This window comes from Nostoc paludosum FACHB-159, assembly GCF_014698835.1.
GTDB classification, from domain to species: domain Bacteria; phylum Cyanobacteriota; class Cyanobacteriia; order Cyanobacteriales; family Nostocaceae; genus Nostoc; species Nostoc paludosum.
Map to the genome: position 1 here is coordinate 23,976 of NZ_JACJTU010000032.1, position 20,355 is coordinate 44,330.

12 protein-coding genes are annotated in these 20,355 nt (G+C 41.2%); 8 read left to right on the forward strand and 4 right to left on the reverse strand.

All coding sequences use genetic code 11. The annotated features are described in order from the left end of the window. Position 1: 1 nt before the first annotated feature. Both H6H03_RS26480 and H6H03_RS26485 read right to left on the reverse strand, forming a co-directional pair. Positions 2-796 carry a hypothetical protein gene (locus tag H6H03_RS26480; protein ID WP_190958037.1) on the reverse strand — a complete coding sequence of 265 codons (795 nt, stop codon included), beginning with the start codon at positions 794-796 and terminating at the stop codon, positions 2-4. A 104-nt stretch (positions 797-900) separates the two neighbouring features. Further along, positions 901-7,221 (reverse strand): eCIS core domain-containing protein, encoded by a 6,321-nt coding sequence (locus H6H03_RS26485; protein WP_190958038.1) that lies wholly within the window; start codon positions 7,219-7,221, stop codon positions 901-903. A gap of 54 nt (positions 7,222-7,275) precedes the next feature. On the opposite strand from H6H03_RS26485, the gene H6H03_RS40575 reads away from it, so the two are divergent. Next, positions 7,276-7,473 carry a hypothetical protein gene (locus tag H6H03_RS40575; RefSeq protein ID WP_242058002.1) on the forward strand — a complete coding sequence of 66 codons (198 nt, stop codon included), beginning with the start codon at positions 7,276-7,278 and terminating at the stop codon, positions 7,471-7,473. Between the two features lie 185 nt (positions 7,474-7,658). Here the strand turns inward: H6H03_RS40575 and H6H03_RS26495 are convergent, their stop codons facing one another. Next, positions 7,659-9,068, reverse strand: coding sequence for an eCIS core domain-containing protein (locus H6H03_RS26495; protein ID WP_199339098.1), 1,410 nt, complete (start codon positions 9,066-9,068; stop codon positions 7,659-7,661). Positions 9,069-9,329: 261 nt separating this feature from the next. Here H6H03_RS26495 and H6H03_RS26500 point away from each other — a divergent pair, with 261 nt between their 5' ends. From H6H03_RS26500 to H6H03_RS26520, 5 genes are all read left to right on the forward strand, one after another. Further along, positions 9,330-9,569, forward strand: coding sequence for a hypothetical protein (locus H6H03_RS26500; protein ID WP_190958039.1), 240 nt, complete (start codon positions 9,330-9,332; stop codon positions 9,567-9,569). Beyond that, the gene (locus H6H03_RS26505; RefSeq protein WP_190958040.1) at positions 9,569-10,093 is read left to right on the forward strand and encodes a phage tail protein; all 525 of its coding nucleotides are present in this window, start codon (positions 9,569-9,571) and stop codon (positions 10,091-10,093) included. Before H6H03_RS26500 ends, H6H03_RS26505 begins: the two co-directional genes overlap by 1 nt. 23 nt (positions 10,094-10,116) lie before the next feature. After that, positions 10,117-13,659: a hypothetical protein gene (locus tag H6H03_RS26510; RefSeq protein ID WP_190958041.1), complete on the forward strand. Its 3,543-nt coding sequence runs from the start codon at positions 10,117-10,119 to the stop codon at positions 13,657-13,659. Positions 13,660-13,692: 33 nt separating this feature from the next. Then, positions 13,693-14,244: a CIS tube protein gene (locus tag H6H03_RS26515; RefSeq protein WP_190958042.1), complete on the forward strand. Its 552-nt coding sequence runs from the start codon at positions 13,693-13,695 to the stop codon at positions 14,242-14,244. A 237-nt stretch (positions 14,245-14,481) separates the two neighbouring features. Next, entirely contained in the window at positions 14,482-16,269 is a 1,788-nt protein-coding gene (locus tag H6H03_RS26520; RefSeq protein WP_190958043.1) for a VgrG-related protein, read from the forward strand. A gap of 324 nt (positions 16,270-16,593) precedes the next feature. Here the strand turns inward: H6H03_RS26520 and H6H03_RS26525 are convergent, their stop codons facing one another. Continuing rightward, positions 16,594-17,199, reverse strand: a complete 606-nt coding sequence (locus H6H03_RS26525; RefSeq protein ID WP_190958044.1) for a PEP-CTERM sorting domain-containing protein — start codon at positions 17,197-17,199, stop codon at positions 16,594-16,596. 244 nt (positions 17,200-17,443) lie between these two features. On the opposite strand from H6H03_RS26525, the gene H6H03_RS26530 reads away from it, so the two are divergent. Together H6H03_RS26530 and H6H03_RS26535 are read left to right on the forward strand one after the other, a co-directional pair. After that, positions 17,444-17,857, forward strand: a complete 414-nt coding sequence (locus H6H03_RS26530; RefSeq protein ID WP_190958045.1) for a GPW/gp25 family protein — start codon at positions 17,444-17,446, stop codon at positions 17,855-17,857. Positions 17,858-17,953: 96 nt separating this feature from the next. Beyond that, a complete protein-coding gene (locus H6H03_RS26535) occupies positions 17,954-20,155 on the forward strand; it encodes a putative baseplate assembly protein (RefSeq protein WP_190958046.1) in 2,202 nt (733 codons plus the stop codon). Positions 20,156-20,355 lie beyond the last annotated feature (200 nt).

The following is a 20,355-nucleotide window of genomic DNA, read 5'->3' on the forward strand; positions in this document are numbered from 1 at the left end:
ATTAATTACGTGAACGACGAGCGATCGCACTTTCAGTATCGCGTACTAAAGCAGGCATTTTAAATGTTTTCAGATGTTGAAGTATTGCTAAAGTTGCTTCTCCCTTCCCATCTCCCAAAGCATTTGCAATTTCCCTCAATATTCGTTCTTTGTGGGAATAGTTAGCAATCAATTGATTAGCGTAATTAACAGCTATATCCTCATCAATACGTATTAATGGAATCAGTAAGCAAGCAACTTGAAATGCTAGATCAAATCCTAAAGAAGTATGTTCTTGTAAAATTGTCAGACTGGCTTCGATTGCTGCAATAATTTTGTTTTTTACAGCTTGTGCTATTTCTTTATCCCTAACAATAGCTAAAGCTAAACTTCGACCAAAATAATATTGATGATATATACCAAGCAGTGCCTTAATCGCGTCTATTTGCCATTGCTGAATTTTTTGAGTTTCATCAGCGTAATAACTTGTATTCACAGCATCAGCTAGCATTTCAAATGCCGAGTCAGTTTGTGATATCCGCTCATAAACTACAGGTGCTGCTTTCCAAGGAACATTTTGAGAATTATTAGCCCAATCTATAAGTTTTTTAAATCCAGCAGGATGCCCCCAGGAAGTGAGCATCACAGTTGCTAATAATTGATGATAAGGTTCGCCAGAACTGAGCAAATTTATTAGTCCGGGAATGCGGTCTTCATAACCTCCATCCAGACCATCATCGATGATATCTTGGAGTTGTCCTTGATTGCCTTCACGGTCGGTGAAAAGTAATTTTTCGGGATTATTTAACGATTGCATTCAAACTCCCTCCTTAGTTTTACCTTGCTGTTGAATAGTCCGCTTTACTTCTCAACCTCAACCCAGTAACTTGAATAATTTTGCATCATTTATGTGAGTAATATTTAACCAATTTTAGGTTTTTTGTGGTCATTTGTATCATCATCTTCATTTTTACGTTTATTTGATTTATTTGATTGCTGTTGGTCTACGTCCATATCTTGACTATTGCTTTGATTACCATCATTGCTGATAGCATCGCTGTCTGATGTATTACTAGTTTTATTGAAAGAAAAGTCAACCTCTGGGCGTGCTTCTTGTAGAGATTGATAATACTCGCCTTTTGCTCCATGTAGAGGTGCATCATGTATCAACTGTGTGAATACACCCATAAGTTCATCATAACTTTCAACACGATATCCCTGTTTTTCATTAATATTTAAATATCTCAATAATTCTGGATCTTTAATAGTCATGTCAGTTTTCTCGAAATTTTCTTTACCCATGTCAAGCAACTTACGCAAGCGATCGCTAATTCTTCCTATTCTCTGATTATCTACTCCTGGCCCTGGTGGTAAATTATGTGGGTGGTCGGCTTCTTCTCGATATTGACGCCATAAACCCTTACCCAAATCGTTTTCGGTTGCGCTCTCAGGCAAGAATTTTCGTGCTTTCAGGTGATTCAATACTTCATCCACTGGTTGTCCTTCATACATCCGGGACAATTCAACTTTAGTGTGTTCGTTAGATTTGATGTGCCTGAAATCATTTCCTGTGACGTTCTTTTTAGGACTTGCACTATATTGTTCATAATCAGTACCCTGTGTCAATTCATGAACATCTTTCTTAGTTTGTGTGGAAAAAGGATCGCGATTTTTGTCGTATTCTAACTTTTTGATGATTCTATTACCTGAATTATCTGTCGTTATTTCAACATCAAATTTAGGTTCTGTTCTTTTGGCTGTAACTCGTTGTGAATCGTAGCGATAATATTGGGCTTCAATGGAATGCTGCGGAACATCAAAGCCAGAATTAGGATTTAAGGAACTGGTTGAGTTTTGATTAATAGCTCGAATTGCATTTTCTTTGTCTAATTCTTTAATAAGCTCAAATGCTTGCTTGTTTTTTTGTTGTGGATCGGGTATTTTCTCAATTTCTTGTAAACGTTGTTTGAGATTGGGGTTTTGGTCAAGTAAGTCTTTGTATTTCGTACCTATTTGTTCACAAGTTGAACAACGAATAATGCGCCCATCTTTGAGAACCTTGATATTGTGTCCATCAGGCGTTTGCTGTTTAGCCACAACTTGTGGTTCGATTTCTGGCTCATTCGGGTGAGTGCTGCGTTCATGAGATGTATTCGTTTCGGGCGGTTTCACCTCAGTATCGGATTGCTTAACATTAGACATATCTGCATTAGGACGGTTGGCTGTGGGAGTATCAACTCCTTGATTAGAGTCAGTCTTAGTACTTCCTCCCGAAGTACCCGATTGCTCTCCAGCCTTAGTGGAATAAGGCCCTTTCAGATACTCTGCCGGAATAGTACCTTTAATTAGGTATTCACCATCACGTGTTGTGTTGTAGTATGCCAGCAACCTACGGCTAAGTTTGCTAGATTGTCCTTTACTGATACCCAGAGAAGCGACATAATCAGGAATACCTTGGGGGCCCTTAGCAATGGCAGCATCGACATCTATATCTTTTTTAACAGTTGTAGCGATTTGAGAAATTTCATCCGTAATCATCTTGGAAATCTGCTCAGGGGTTAATACCTCAACATTCTTGAGATTGCCTGATTCGATATCTGCTCGTAATTTTGGTAAATCGAGTTCGATTTCTGAACCGCCGTATGTCTTGGCAACACCACCGCTTTCTGTCAGGAAGGAAGTGTAGGGACTATCTCCCTTAGCAGGATCGCTACCATAAACGTGTTCTAGAGGACTTGCTTTGCCGTTGGGATTCGCCGGAACTAGGGAACCATCTTCAACAACACGAGATTTTGTTTTACCTTTGTAATTGAATTGACTAGCAAAATCGTCATCCTGGCGAATAATGCGAACAATTTCTTGATTTTTGTCTGTAGTTGCGGGATTTTGTTCTTGTTCGCCTGGGGATTTTGTTGCAGACGATTCTGTTGTTGTATCTTTAGGAACTCCTCCTTGAACTTCTGGTTCATCTCCCTGTACGCCGCGTCCAGTGGATGTTTCGGCTTCAGGCGATTTTACCCCAGACTGAGGATTTGTGACCTCAGCGTCAGGCGATCGCACCCCAGTATCAGGGCGCGGAACATTCGGCGCATCAGTGACTATTGGTGTATCAACTTTACCACCAAAGCCACTCTTAATTCCATTTCCTAGCGAAGTACCAAACCGCTCTCCAGCTTGGAAAGTTCTGGTTTGCATACCTTGAACGCTACGACCAAATTTACCGAGTCTACCCAGATTTGCTGTGGAAATTTGGACACCCGCAGCGATACCAGCACCAATGAGAACTCCTTCTAAAGTGATGGGTTCTCCTGTTGCTAAGTTGCCAAATATACCACCAGCAATATCAAAGGCAATATCAATACCAAACCTCAAGAAGGATTGAGTCAGCCCTGTCCCCAGCCTACCTGCTTGAGCCAACATGTTACCGAATACACCACCAGCACCACCCAAGGCACCACCGATCGCCCCAGCCAAGGCTGCTTTACCCACGCCATCCAGCAGGTTCTTGCCGTCGATCGCGTTGTTGCCAATCTGAATCACGGCACCAGCCACAGCCCCAACGATCGCCCCACCAACAACTGCACCGATTCCCCCTGCTAAGGCTGCACCTGCTCCCAATGCCCCAGCTAACGCGCCTACTGCCCCAATCACAGCTGGCGCAACGATAATGGCGACAACAATTACAGCAATGACTAAGAAAATTTTCAGGACTGTTTTCCAGCGCGGTTGTTCTTGGTCTGCTGCTTCTTGAGCGTATTTTTGGATATCCGAATCGAGATTTGGCTGTTTGTCTCCTTGGATTGAACCGCGTAACCCTTCTTCCAAGTCATTGACACTCTTTTGGAAATTAGTGTCCATGTTTTGGTTACTCTGGTCGAAAGCACTTTGAGTTCCTTGAGTGACTTCACCAAAACCTGTAAGCGCTGCTTGGGTGGTATTTGTAACTGTGGTTGTGAAGGCTTGCTGAATTTGATTGAAGGTGTCTGTAGCGCCTTGATTGAGGTTAGTTAGGCTCGTCTTGGCTTCTTGAGAAACAGCAGCAGACTCTTCCAATCCACTTTGGGCAATACCATTCACCGCAGTAACCGCTTGCTGTCCTCCTTGGGCGATGCCTTCTTGGGATGCTGTAATGCCTTGTTCGGTTTGCTCTTGGACTTTAGCCACAGAGCTATCAAACTGCGCCAAGATTTCTGCTAAAGTGGCGCTTAACTCCTCTGGATTCGGTGCTGGCATTCCTTGGAGTTGGGCTTGGGTATCTTGGATGGCAGTTTGCAGACTGGTAGCAGCTTGGTTGATGCCATCTTGGATAGAAGCGATCGCCTTTTGGGCATCCCGTTCAATTGCCGATACTTGCCCATTACCATAAACTGACAACAATTGCAATTGAGCAGTTTGCTGTTGGTCTAAAGTTTGTAATGTAGATTGCAGAGTTTGGTTAGCTGTTTGAGTCAACTGGGTTTGTGCGTCTGCCAATTGCGTCAAAACTTGCTGTTCAACAGAATTTAAATTGTCTAAACTTTGTTGTTGGAGAGTTTGTAGTTGTTGGCGAGACTGATTAGCAACATTATGGATTCCTTCAATATCCTTCGGTTTGCCTTGTTCGACTGCATCAGCCTGTTTATTACCTTCTTCAACTAAACCGTCTTTGTATTGTTGGGCAACATCTCTAGCTGCTTTGGCTCTAGCTTTGAGTCGATTATCTGTAAGTGGCCCATCCCAGAAGTTATCATCTTTACCAGTAATTTGAGCTTCCCATTCAGCGGCCTTTTGTTCTCCAAAGGCGATCGCTTCATCGCCAACTTTAACGCCAGCAGCACGATATTTCTCTTTTGCTTGGGTATAAAATTCTTCAATTTTAGCCAGTTGGTTGCTTTCAGTTTCATCTACTTTCTGGACTGATGTTGTATATTCTGCTGCAACCTTTTGGCGTTCTGCGGCAGCTGTTTGAGAAGTTGTCGCTGCTGCTGCCTGATATTGTGTTTGAATCTGGGCTATTATTGCTTGTGCTTCACTTTGTACTTGTTCGCGCTGCTGGGCAATTTGGGCGGTAACGGTTGCCTTTTGTTGCTCAACTGCCGCCATTACAGAAGCTTTGGCATTTTCAGTCGAACCTTGAATACGCGCCTCAATTCCTTGTCCCAGTTGAGTAATTGTCTGCACTCGCAAAGCTGCTTCAGCCAAAAAGCTATTTGTAATATTTATTGCCTCAGCTTTTTGCTGTTCTTGCAAGATGGCATCATCCTCACCTTGAGCCGTTTCCTGTTCGGGAGGTGCAAAGTTAACTTCTGTTGTCGCTAATTGGGAAGTTTGAGCATTTACGGCATTTTGCTGGGCTTGTGCTGCCAAAACCTCTGTTGTGGCTTGTTCCTTCTCTGCCACAGTTTCCGGAGTGACGGCTTGAGCCATGCTTTCCGGATTCTGGTTATTAAGCTGCGGCGGTAATTTTTCTAAACCTGCACCTTGAACAGCATTAGCTTGCTGTGCAATCTGTTCGCCTTGAACTGCTTTCGTTTCTGGACTGGCGGCTTGTTCCATACCTTGTGGATTAACCCCACCAGTTTCAGCTGCTTCTGATTCTGATGCCTTTTCTTCGTCTTCATCTTTCTTTTTCTGACTGACAGCTTCAGCCATGCCAGCTTTTACTTCTTTGTCTTTATCCTTGGCATCATCACCCTTATCTGCATCCTTTTCCGGACTGACAGCTTTAGCCATGCCCGCTTTTACTTCTTTGTCTTTATCCTTGACATCATCACCTTTGTCTGCATCCTTTTCCAGACTGACAGCTTCAGCCATACCTGCTTTCACGTCTTTATCTTCACCCTTATCTGCATTCATTTCTGGACTGACAGCTTCAGCCACGCCTGCTTCCCCATCCTCTTTGGGCTTGTCTTGTTGAGTTTCATCTTCGGGTGCAGCCATTTCCACAGAATTGCTGTCAGTCGCATTTTTCCCAGACTCAGGTTGTGTTTTGGGGTTTTCGTCTGGTGGTGGTTCTGTTGTTCCCGCCGCAAGGGGAGATTGAACGCCGAGGCTTGCTTGTCTTGCACGATTGTTATCTAGTTCCTGACGTACATCGTTCTCGACTTCAGCAGCATCCGGCTCTGTGGTTTGTTGAGAAACTTGAGTATTTACATCAGGAGCAAGTTGGATAGTGTGGCCGGGAAGTTCTTTAGCTTGCAAAAGATCCTCTTCCTCTTCACATTGTGAGCAACAAACCCTCTGAATTTCTATATCTGGCGTTACTACTGCTGCTGCCGACAAGTCTGTTTGCCGCCCAATTGCGTTACCGTTTTGTTGGACAACGTGAGTTAATTCATGAGCAAGCAATTCCTTGCCTTGATAACTCTGAGGATTATATTCTCCTTGACGAAAGAAAATATCCTGTCCTGTGGTGAAAGCACGAGCTTGGATGGTTTGGTTGAGTTCGTGAGAGCGGCCATCTGTGTGGATTTTGACACTGCTGAAGTCAGCGCCAAAGGCCTCCTCCATTGGTTGCCGAATATCGTCTGAGAGTGGCTGCCCATTTTGGCGTGCCCGTTGGATGGAAGTTTCTAAGTTAGATGTACTTACCACCCCACCACCCTGGCGCTGTACCACAGGAGTGGCGGAACCAACTAGAAATTTCCTTTGTAATTCTGTCTCTGGCAAAGCCTCGTGTTGAATAAACTGCTGATTTTGAGGCTGACTGATTTTCTGCATCACCTGGCGTGCTACTGTATCAGCTTGCTGTTCGTAAATGTCTCCTGGCTGATTAATTGTGAGTTTTGTTTGCACCCGCAGTGACATTCGACTAATGTCGTGGGTAAGGGGTTCGTTTACGGGTTGCTCTTGGGTAACTGCTTGGGTAGAAGAATCAAGAGGCTTCATTTGTAATTCTTCTTCTAATTCCTGAGATTGAAATTCTGCTGCTGTGGGTTCCTCTTCTTCTTCTGGCAGTTCTTCCCGTTGCACTGTTTGGTGATTTTCAGGCTCATTCATTTCCTGTATCACCTGTGGTGCTAGTGTCTGGGCTTCTTGTTCCTCAACATCTTCCGGGTGGTTAGCTTTACTTATTGTTTGTTGGTGTAGCGATATTCGACTAATGTCGTGCCCTAGAGGTTTGTTGAGGGATGGTAATTCAGCAGTTATTTGAGGCAAGATATCAGAGGAGTTTAAACCAAAACCGCGCGTCGGTTGTCTGAGTTTAGGTATTGAGAAGGAACTGGTGCTAGCTTTTTTGGGCTTGGCTACGCGTTCTCTCATTTGCTTCTCCTGATGCCCGTGCAGTAGGGTGGATGGTATTTCGCTGATACAGATATGTACAGTAGTGCGATCGCCCTTCCCACACAATTAATCAAAAGTCTACAATCAATCCGAAATCAAGTTCTTTTTTCTCTTTACAGTAACGATCGCTGGCTATGGCAAGTTCACTCTCACCTTGAGCGGGCGATCGTTATACACAGTTTAAACGTAGAAATTCCCCTGACTGAAATCTATCGTCGCGTTAATTTTTAAGGGTGGCTAACTCTTTTACAAAAATACTAAGTCAGCCAATAAATGGAGCGTTAAATACATATTATTGCACCCTAAAAAATTCAGCGATCGCACACTCATTAACCACCATAAATGAGCGATCGCTCAAGTTTTAAGACTGTCGCTAAATGATTGGGCGATCGCACTTTGCTAACGCACCCTAAAATTTATCTCTTGACCTTTATCTGCTCTTTGCGAATTATCGCCACCAAAATTCGGTGGTTTCCTTGAATAACCTGTTGTCCAGATACCTCCAACGCCGGCCATGAGTCAGCACTTGATTTGCCAAGGTTAGTAACCCTTTCCAACGTATCTAGCGCCCGCTCCCTCTCGAAACGTCTCAACTCTTGATTATTTGCCTTTTCCGTTAGTATCTCTTTTAAGCTCTCCATTGAACTGACTGTTCTATACTCTTCCAGATCGGCTCTCAGTCCGAAAATGTTCGGATCGACTAGCTCCACTTTCTCTTCTTTTTTCTCTTCCTTGGCTCCTCCTCCTTCTCCCAACTGTACTGGTGTTGGGTTATAGTCCTCATCTTCAGTGTAGTAATATCCCTCATCGAAGTCATATCGCACCTCCGTTCCCTTCAGCCGACCATTGAGAACCATAAACGCCCCACCACTAACCTGCCGCAACTCCACACCCGTTACATCATCTATATGGGTCGCATCATTTTTTCCTTCTGCTTTCACTGGCTTCCTCTGGATTTCCCCCATCTGTTGTGAGTTGGTTTGTTGCATGGGAGGTGAATTGTACAGTATTGAGGAATACTCCGATCGCCTCACCATTCCCCCACTCTGCTGCACAACGTGAGTTAACTCATGCGCCAACAACTCCTGCCCTCCCCGGCTCCCAGGATTATATTCCCCCTGTCGAAAGAATACATCCTGTCCCGTTGTAAAAGCCCGCGCCTGAATTGATTGATTCAACTGGTCAGATTGAGCATCCGTATGAACCTTCACCCCACTGAAATCTGCACCAAAAGCCTGTTCCATCGGTTCGCGGATGTTGTCTGCCATCACTTGTCCACCCCCCCGTGCTTGGTTGATGGATGCTTCCAAGTTTGGGGTAACAGCCATCCCAGCCTCACCCTGACGCTGCAACATCGGCTTCATCTGTAATTCTTCCTCTTCTTCTTCTGGCACTGACTCTCGTTGCAGTATGCTATTATCCAGAGATTTCATTTGTAATTCTTCTTCTTCCTCTGGTATTTCTTGTCTTTGCATCAAAGCTGTGATGGAATTTGCCAGAGGTTTCATTTGCAATTGTTCCTCTTGTGGCATTTGTTGGCGCTGGATAGACGGACGATTTCCAAGTTGTTCCAATCTTCCCACGACCTTCTGCGCGACTGTATCAGCTTGTTGCTCGTAAATATCTCCTGGCTGATTAACCGTGAGTTTGGTTTGGGGACGACGTAGCGGTATTCGACTAATGTCGTGTGCTAGAGGGTTATCTGGCACTGGATGAAATGAAGCATCAGACGACTGTAAACCAAAACCGCGTGTTGGTTGTCTGAGTGTAGGTATTGAGAAGGAATCTGTGGTAATTTTCTTGGGCTGAATTTTGCGTTCTTTCATGTTTTTCTAATGCCCAACCAGCTTGTAGATGAATATTTTGCTGATAACAACATCTAGAGTACAGCGATCGCACTTCACAACACAACTTAATAAACCGCTTCAAATCAATGTAAAACCAAGTTATTTGTTAGTTATGAGACATTGGGCATTAGGCTTTTGCAAATAACCAATGACCAATGAATAATGACTAATTCGACTTTTGGCTACTTTTGATTCTGATGCAGTACCTTTAGCCTTGATTCTAGGAGAGTTTTTTTATTTATGGACTCATATCAGGAACAAACTTTTTTCACATTTAATGGAGACGTTGGTGGTAGTGCTGGATACGCCGGGGTTTCAGTGACCTCTGATGCCAGCAAAGTAGCTCAAACTGCGAGTAAATACCTCAACGATTCACTGTTGCTAAACGAACTCGCAGAGCATGTGTATAAACTTTTGCAAGATGATTTGCGATCGCAGCGCGAAAGAATCGGTAATCATAGTTCTCAAAGGTGGTTTTAATGGCTGGAAATGGTAATAACGGCAAAGTTACTCACGAATTAAATTATGTTACTAGTAATCGTTTTTATGTAGAAATAGATAGCTCTATTGCTGCATCTTTCAGTGAATGTACAGGCTTAAGCGTTCAAATTAAGAAAAATATTTTTCAAGAAGGTGGCGTTAATGACCAGCAAAGAATTTATTTAGGTCATACAGAATTTGCAGACATAACTCTTAAACGCGGAGTTACCGACCATCCAGGTTTTTGGAATTGGATAAATGCAGTTTTTGATGAACAAAAGAGAACATCCCGAAGGAACGTTAATATTCTGATTTTTAATCAATCTGGCGAAACGATGATGAGTTGGACTTTGATTGGTGCTATTCCAGTAACTTGGAAAACACCGACACTCCAAGCCGATGGTAAAGCCGTTGCTATTGAGGAATTAACTTTAGCTTATGAAGGCTTAAAAGTTGCCAGAACTACGGGAGGAGGTAATTCTGTAGAACGAAATGAAAAAACAGGATATTTCGTTTCTAGTTAATTTGCAATTTTTCAACTATAACTATGCAAATCATCAAACCGCTATTAACAAACAATACTCATCCGCTCGGTGTAATATCATCTTTATCTAATACTCACAAACTCATATTTAGAAAAGAGTCTGATTTTCTGCATTCGCGCAGTAATTTTCTCAGCCCAATACAAACGAAATCACCATTAGTCACATCTTCTCAATTTGTATTATCTCGTGAAGCAGAACCATCGATACAACCAGTAATCGGTTGGGATAGCTGGGATAATCCAGATATCGATCTTAAATTTCCATTTATTGATTTTGATCCTTTTGAGCCAATCGATTCAGAAGAAGATAATAATTTAAATTCTCCGGAAATAGTAACAACTGATATTCCAGAAATACAACGTACTATCATTGAGAATAATATAATTAATGATGCCTCACCAGAAATAAATCTTCAAAAGCAAAAGCAAAGTCAGACTAAAAATAAAAGTCAAACTAAATCTAAATCAAAACAAACCAATAAATCTGCACAAAATCCCAAAACAAAATCTCCAAATAAAAAATCAACAAAATCATCTGCGGCTAAGAATGTTGTACAAGCTGTTGATGAAAGTAATATTGCTATTAATCCCAATCAAGATGTATTTATACCATCAAAAGATTATTTATTTCCTGAGGCTAATTCGGGGATTTCACAAACAAATAATGAATTTCATGTATTAAAATCTCAAATTCCCGATCCTCTCTTTGCTTCTACGCCTCTGAGTGAAAATAATCCTCTCACATCACAACAAGATACTGCTTTAGATAATATTACAATTGATAATAACTCTGTTAATAATACCACGCCATCTACTTGGTCTAATGTTCAAGAACAGCCAAATTTATTTAGAAATATAGCCAACGAAGAATCGCAAGTATTTTCTGAGTTACCATCTAGTTTCTCCAGTGCAGAACCGTCTACTTCAGAAAGAATTCCCCCTTTACAACAAAAGAATAAATTAGGCGAAAACACAAATCAATTACCAGATAATTCGCCTAGAGAATTTCCTTTGCCTAATCATGTTGAAAAAACATTTAGCCCGTCTAATAATATTACCAACAATCAACAACTAGTCGCTGAAACATCAGAAGTAAATCCAACGCCACGACAACAAAATATTGAAACTACTCAATCCTCACAAAAATTTGAAGTTGATATCCCAGATATCTCAGTTAGCACAACTCCACAACAACAAGTTATTGAAACTACTCAATTATCACAAAAAGCTAATATCCCAGATATCTCAGTTAGCCCAACGCCACAACAACAAGTTATTGAAACTACTCAATTATCACAAAAAGCTGATATCCCAGATATCTCAGTTAGCCCAACGCCACAACAACAAGTTATTGAAACTACTCAATTATCACAAAAAGCCGATATCCCAGATATCTCAGTTAGCACAACGCCACAACAACAAGTTATTGAAACAGATGAATTGTCTTCTAAAGTTCAAAAGAAAGACACCAGTTCTCTAAGAAATGTAATCCCAAAACAAGAAATATTAGTAAAATCCAATCATCAATCAAATCAACAAGAATTACTAAATACAAGTAATAATTTGGAGTCAATTCCAGCCATTGAGCAAGATTTAATTTCAGAAAATTATATTACTAATTTTGACTCAAGTAATTTTATCATTGATGATTCTGTAATTACTTCATCTAGCGTTGAAAATCCCGCAGTAACGGACAGCAGTGCTAACCTACCGCCTGTCTCAGATGTCAAAAAAAATCCTATTGCACTAGAACGAGAAATTGATTCTAGCGTTACGAGTGAATCTTTAGCTTCTGCACCTATTCAATTAACACCTACTTCAGCCTATATTGAAGCTACATCTAATTTTTTGAGCGATTTTGATAGTAATGAAAAGTTAGCAACTTCAGAATCACAATCTACTGTGGCGGTTAATGTCTCAGATGTCCCAAAAAATTTAATTTCACTACAACGGGACAACAATCTGGAAAATCCTAGCAGCGAGTCTATAGAAAGTCAGCTTTCTTTAGCAGTACATGAAATTAGTGAAACACCAGTAGTTAGCAACGTATCGCCTGAGATTGGTGAAACACAAAAAGTTAGCAACGAATCTTCTAAAATTAATGAATCACCAATAGTTAACAACATATCGCCTGAGATTGGTGAAACACAAAAAGTTAGCAATGTATTACCTGAGATTGATGAAACACCAATAGTTAACAACGTATCGCCTGAGATTGGTGAAACACAAAAAGTTAGCAATGTATTACCTGAGATTGATGAAACACCAATAGTTAGCAACGTATCGCCTGAGATTGGTGAAACACAAAAAGTTAGCAATGTATTACCTGAGATTGATGAAACACCAATAGTTAGCAACGTATCGCCTGAAATTATTGAATCACCAAAAATTAACAACATATCGCCTGAAATTGATGAAGTACCAAAAGTGAGGGATGTGTCATCAAATGTTGGGGAAACATCGAGTATTTTCCGAAAAATAGGTGATAATGAACAAATATTAGAGTCAGAATTGTTAGGTGCGATCGCCAATTCTGAAAACTCTGAAATTGATACCTCAGAGTACCAAGATATCCCAGAAAAACCAACTTTTCCACCAAATCAGTTAAGCACACCACCTCAATTTGAACAAAACACCACCATTGAAAATTTACCAGCACCTAAAGGTTATGCTACTGGTGGTCAAGTAAGAGACTCTCACCTTGAAAATAATCAGCACATAGCACCGTCAGATACCGTACCTGCAATGCTGACACCTGGTGAATTTGTCATCAATACCAGGGATGCACAGAAAAATCTACCTCTACTACAGCACATCAATAGCGGTGGGACACCAGACAATATTATTCTTCCAAGTTTAGAGATACCCAACGCCAAAGAATCACAAAAAACAACTTCTCCACATTCGACTAAAGTCGATTCTTTTACAGATACTTCATTACAACTCAAACCTCAAGAATCTAATTCTTTAATTCCTTCTTCCTTAGGGTTCAATGTTGGAAAACAGAAACTTTCTGTACTCAATTCCCCACAGCTTAATACTGTTGAAAACAAAACGACTGACTCACCTGTTACTTCACCCCAATATTCATCACCTCCCTTAATTTTTAGAAAAGCAAATTCTACCGCTAATACACCTTCCCAATGGTCAGATACACCTTCTCAATGGTCAAATGTGCAAGAATTATTCAATGGCAATAATGATGAAGATGAATTCACAAGCTTCTTTAGCGGTGGAAAATCTAATAGTCAAAATTCCGAATTTTCTGATGTTTATCCATCATCAGAATCCTCACAAAGTTTTGCTAAACACCGTGCTGCACCTAGAGGTTTCGCTGAAGGCGGAGAAGTCACTGCACCCGCGTCTGTAAACACAGAATCATTAAGCGAAACAGTAGAAAGCACTTCTGCAAAACGTGAAGAAGAGAACAAAGATGATACGGCTGATCTTGAAGCTTTAGCACGTGAAATTTATAGTAGATTACGCCAACGTTTAGAAATTGAACGAGAACGTCATGGTGGTTATTTAGGTCGTTTATCTTGGTAAATTTTATTTAATAAATTGAGGAGAAATCATCAAATGGCAACCCCAGCAATTATTGTTACTCAAAAGCGAAAACCACAACTTGAAAAAGCAAAACTTGTAGCTTATAACGGTGAATCTGACGATATTGAATTGATGTTTAATCCTACAGAAATTAGTTTTAGTCGGTCTGTTGAGTGGAAAAGCAATGATGGTAATAGAGGTACGGAACTATTACCAAAGGTTAACTTTTCTGGAGTTAAACCTTATACATTTTCACTCAAACAGTTGTTATTTGATACTTATGAAACTAAAGAATCGGTGATGAAAAAGTATGTAGATAAGATTAAAAAAGGCGTAGAAACAATTAAAGGAGCGCGTGATAAACGTCCACCTGTTTACATATTAACATGGGGAAATGAGTATTTTTATTGTGTAATTACGAAATTAACTTATACATTAAATATGTTTCTAAGTGATGGTACACCAGTTAGAGCAATGGTAGATATAGACTTGCAAGAAGTTGATAAAAATAACCTTCCTGGGGGAAAAGAATCTCAATCTAAAGGGAAAGACCGCAAAGCAGATCCGAAGGTGGCAAAAACGTAGTTGGGAGTTGGGAGTTGGGAGTTAGGAGTTGGGAGTTGGGAGTTGGGAGTTAGGAGTTAGGAGTTAGGAGTTAGGAGTTAGGAGTTAGGAGTTAGGAGTCGAAATCAAAAACATGATAATGTTTGAAATATGATTATAGCAATTCACTAAATTTATTCAGAATTCAGAATTCAGAATTATAGATCCTACAAATTTAATCCATTTCAGTACAATATTTAATATTCAAAATTGAAGCTTATGCCTAACGCTAACCTTTATTTAAGTGACCCTTTAGTTAAGATAGAAGGTCAACCTGCATCTCCTGAATTACTCAAAGATTTGCTGCAAATGACTGTGGAAGAAAGTATGCATTTGCCAGCAATGTTTACCTTAGTAATACATAATAGCTATATTCCCACATCTGACCGTCAACAAAATCAACCTTGGCGGCACGAACAGGTTTTTCAAATTGGGAAGAAAGTAACGTTAGGTTTTAAATCGAGTACTACTCAAGATCAAAATTTTAGAAATGAAAAAACAAAAATCCTTGTTGAAGGTGAGGTTACAGGACTGGAAGTTCACTTCAATGAAAAATCTGAAGCTAATATAATTGTTCGTGGCTATGATTTTTCTCATCGTCTTCACAGAGGCCGTTATAATCGCTCTTTTTTAAATACAACTGATAGCAAAATAGTCAAAAAAATAGCTAAAGAAGTAGGTATAAATATTGGAAAAATAGACGAAAGTGGCGAAGTCCACAAGTATGTATTTCAAGAAAATCAAACCAATATGGAGTTTTTGCAAGAAAGGGCTGCGCGTATTGGTTTTGATTTATTTATTACAGAAGACAAGATAAATTTTTGCAAGCCAGAAAGTCAGGCGTCTTTAGATTTGAAATGGCTAGTTGATATTAGTAAATTTAGTACTCGTGTCACTAGTGCTGAACAAGTAAGTTCTGTGGAAGTACGCGGTTGGGACTATACCCAAAAACGATTGATTAGCTCAACAGCCAACAAAGAAAAGCAAATTACTCAGACAGGTAATAAGCTAGGAAGTAGTACCAGTACTGCATTTCGCAATCTTAAATCTCCCAAAATGATTGTTGTAGATAAACCTGTTGCTACTAAAAAACAAGCAGATGTGATGGCTCAGGCTTTGTGTGATGAATTGGGAGGAGAATTTGTTTATGCAGATGCGAAAGCATTTGGAAATCCTGAGATTCGACCGAGGCGGGTGATTCGTCTTCAAGAATTAGGCGATCGCTACAGTGGTCAATATTATGTCACAGAAACACGCCATTTCTACAACGGGCGAGTTTATGAAACTGATTTTAGCGTCCGCGGCTTACGTGCTGGTAACTTATTCACAACTCTATCGACAAAAAAACATTTACAGCCATCTGAGACTTTATTAGTCGGAATTGTGACTAATAACAAAGATCCAGAAAAATGGGGTAGAGTAAAAGTCAAGTTCCCCACCATGAGCGAAGAACATGAAAGCGACTGGGCGAGAGTTGTAGCTTTGGGAGCAGGGCCAAACAGAGGTTTCGACTGTTTACCAGAAGTCAACGATGAAGTATTAGTCGGTTTTGAACATGGCGATATTCACCGTCCCTACGTCATTGGCGGTGTATGGAATGGTAAAGACGCACCACCTGAAAAAGTAGATGACTCAGTTACTGGTGGTGTCAGATTACGCACTATTAAAACTCGTGTTGGTCATGTTTTACAGTTCGTTGAAGAAGACAAAGCCAGCAGTAAAACAGGTATTCGTGTAGAAACTAAAGCCGGTCACAAAATGTATCTTAATGATAGCGATCGCCATATCGAAATTAAAACCGCAGGCGGTCATACAATCAAAATGGACGATAGAAGTAAATCTATTTCCATCGAAACCACAGGCGGTCATTCAATCGAAATGAACGATGCAAGTAAATCTGTTTCAGTTAAATCAACGCTGAATCTTTCATTACAAGCGAATGGCAATATAGACATTAGCGCCAACGGTAATATTACAGTCAAAGGCGCGATAATTCGCCTGAATTAAGGCTTGCGAAAAAAATATAACCACCTCTCGGCTGAGTTTACACGATAGTCATAAAATTTATTGAGAAGGCAGAAGGCAGGAGGCAGAAGGCAGAAGGGAAACCCCATAAATAAATTTAGGGGATTCAATAGGGACGTAGTATTTCTTGCGCCTACTCGATAAAATACATATTTTTTCTTTTTTTCATAAATAAATTTAGGGGCTTTAAACCCTTTTGGCAGAGGGCAAAAATTATATTTTCTTCCTTCTGCCCTCTGCCTTCTGCCCTCTGCCTTCTGCCTTTCTTCGGTAAATTATCTTTTGCACCTAGACAGTTGCTACTAGCTAAATCACTTTTTCGAGATTCTTGTCAATGAATTTGGATGATTTCTTACCCTTGAATGCTGAAGCAACACCCAAAGTACCGAAGACGAGTAAACTAACAATAGAAGCAGGTTCAGGGACGGTAACTATAGTTGCAGAAAAACTAATAGCTAACTCACTATCTTCCGGCCCGAAATTTATAGAACCTGGTACAAATGGCGGTGCAGAAAAAACCTCTAAATAACTTGGTATCGGCAAAAAACTAGCGAAAAATGGACTAGAAAAATTTCCCCCAGAAGTAGAATAGCCGAAACCATCACCCGTTAACTGCTGAGCATTAAGACTTATTAAATTGTCAACCTCAAAAGGTTCGTTTCCTGGTATTGGAGTTCCGGTAGTTTGAAGGCCAGTAATTGTTTCACCATTTCGCGTACCAGTAATTCCCAAAATCTGATAAAAACCCAAATCGTCGGGAGTGTCATTAGTGGTGAAAGTACCGCCAGCCGTTATGCCAATACCAGAATAATTCCAGTTCCAATTTAAAGCAGAGGCAGCTTGTATTGTCCCGAAAACTAATCCAGATGTAGCGGCAATAGCTGTGGCAGATAGTAGAGCTAAATTTTTCATAGAGGTTGTTAGTATTACAGCACACCAAAGGCGATCGCAGATCTTGGAAGTTGAGTTAAGGTACAGCAAACGCAAAACCAATGGCAGTTTACCATTAAACACATAGTAGAGACGTAGCAGTGCTACGTCCCTACTAGAATTTCGTGTATATTTCCCCTATCCTCGACCTTTGGCGAATAGGCTTTACCCCTTTGTGCCGATATCTTTGAAGATATACATTGTCACAGCTGTCTAAGTGCCAGATATGGTTTATGGTCGTGAGCGAGCCTATTTGGGAACAGGTTGGGCTTACCCATTGCGCTTGAATGTGCAAGGTGGAATACAGCTTAGCCGTGAAGAACAAAAAGTTAAAGAATCTATTTGGATTATCCTCCGCACTGGAGTAGGCGAACGCGTTTATCGCCCTACTTTTGGTTCGCGCTTATCAGAGTTGGCGTTTGCACCTTTGAATACCGATACTCTGCTGCGAATTCGGATTTATGTTTTGGAAGCTTTAGAAGTTTGGGAACCACGCATTATTGTCGAGGAAGTTCTCACCGAACCCGACCCTGTGCGCGGCAGAGTAGATATCACCATTAATTATCGACTCAAAGAAGGTCACGATATTTACAGCTTTGTTTATCCTTTTTATTTGGTTTCAGCTGGGGAGGAATCGTGATATCAATTCAAAATTAAAAATTAAGAAATTTAATTACGAATTACGAATTACGAATTACGAATTATTGAATCTGTCACATTCTTTTTTTAAATTGGTATGAACTTTGACTTTTTACCAAAATTACCTTCTTCCAACTTAGACGATCGCGCTTTCGATGACTTAGTGGATGAATGTATAATGCGTATTCCCCGCTACTGTCCCGAATGGACAGACCACAATCTTAGCGACCCAGGAATTACGCTAATTGAGCTATTTGCTTGGTTAACTGACCAAATGTTGCTCAGATTTAACCAAGTACCCCGAAAAAATTATGTAGCGTTTCTAGAATTACTGGGCATTCGTCTCCAGCCTCCCGCCCCAGCATACACAGAATTAACTTTTTATTTAAGCGCTGAACTACCCGAAGCTTATACTATTCCAGCAGGATTAGAAGCCTCAACTATTCAAACTGAAACCACAGAATCTATTACTTTTAGCACAGATTTGCCGCTAGTCATCGGCAAACCTCGGATACAGCACTTTTTAACTGCCCAAACCACCGAAGATATTCCCCAATCTCTACGAGAGAGAGTCACAAGTTCCTGGACTCGTCAATCTGACGGTTACTGGACAGGTAACGAACAGGCAATTTTTGAAGAGGAACCCCAGCCTGGTAACTGTTTTTATTTAGTGATTAATTCTGACGATCCTTTAGATGCTAATGTCTTAGAAATTGTTTTCCAAGGAGCTGCGGCTACCCCCGCTGGCATTAACCCCAATCAACCACCCCGCAAATGGGAAGCTTGGGATGGAGAAAATTGGCAACCAGTTTTATTAAAAGAATCAGATGATAAAACTCGCGGTTTCAGTTTTTATGAAATGGCTCAACAAGGTGGAAACCCGGCTCAAGGTGGAGAGGTGCGTTTGCATCTCCCGCAAATTTGGCCTGTAGCTAACTTTACTTCTTACCGGGGTCGCTGGCTACGTTGTAGTTTTAACATCACAGAAACCAATCAATCAGGTTACAATCGTCCGCCACGAATTATTGGTTTAGCGGTACGGTCAATTGGCGGTACAGTCAGGGCCAGTCACAGTACGCTGATTCTCGATGAGCGCTTGGGAATTAGCGATGGTACACCCGGTCAGAGTTTCCAGTTACAAAGCTCGCCAATTTTAGACCGCAAAGAAAACGAGTATATTTTAGTCACCCCTGCCAATGGTTTGCCTCAAAGATGGACTGAGGTGAGAGATTTTGCTGATTCTGCGCCGCATCACTTTCATTACACCATTGATTCCCTTACAGGCGAAGTGCAATTTGGCCCGTTGATTCGGGAACCCAGCCAACTCAAACAGCAAACACAAGTGCGAAGCAAGATTCAACAACCACGGTTAGACGACACATCTGTGCAACTCAGTACTCTAGAAAACAGACAGTCTCAACATCAGTATGGGGCCATTCCTCCCCGTGGCGCAGAGATTAGAATAGTAGCATATCGCACAGGAGGCGGTAGAGAGGGCAATGTACAAGCTGGCGCAATTCAGTTTTTAAAGTCTGCATATCCATACATTGACAGCGTAATCAACCTGATACCAGCAATGAATGGTGCGGACGCCGAGTCACTAGAACAAGCTGTGATGAAAGCACCGCGCATTCTCCGCACCCGCGATCGCGCCGTTACCGCCGAAGATTTTGAAGTTTTAACCCAACAAGCAGGCAGAGGAGCGATCGCCCGCGTCCGATGTTTATCAGCAAATTCACGCAGACAAGCAGGTATAGTTAGTTTAGTGATAGTGCCATTTGCAAACACAGATGCGATCGCTCAAGGTGACGGCATGACACCAGAAGAATTTGGTCTGAGTCGCGCACTGCAAGACCAAATCTTGAGTTACTTAGACGAAAGGCGCTTATTAGGAGTACAAATAGAACTCCAAGAACCAAATTACGTAGGTGTTTCCGTCCAAACAGAAATTGCCCTAGAACCCACCTACGACAACCCTTACGCCAGAGAAGAAATTCGCCGCAATTTAAGAGTAGTGCTGTATAAATATCTAAATCCATTAACCGGAGGACTCGACGGCCAAGGTTGGCCATTTGGGCGACCCGTTTATACATCAGATATTGTCGCCTTACTGCAACAAACCCCAGGCGTGCGTCATTTAGGCCCCGTTTTACTCTTTCCCATCCGCAAACAAGGAGAAATTTGGAGACGACAATCATCACCAGAACAATTAGTTGACCCAGGCCCAGAAGGTTTGATATGTTCTTGGGCTGATACAAATCTGCGTTCAAGTCACGACATCCAAATCATTAATCGGTAATTCGTAATTCGTAATTATTACCCCACGACTAAAGTCGGGGGCGCAGAAATTAGGAATTATATCTTTTATCTCCATCAATAAATGAGCCACTGCGTTCTTGGTGCTGTCCAAATGAAGCAAGTGGCGTAGGCTTGTACCATTAATTACGAATTACGAATTACGAATTACGAATTAGTAGTTATTTTCTCCCCACCTCCCCA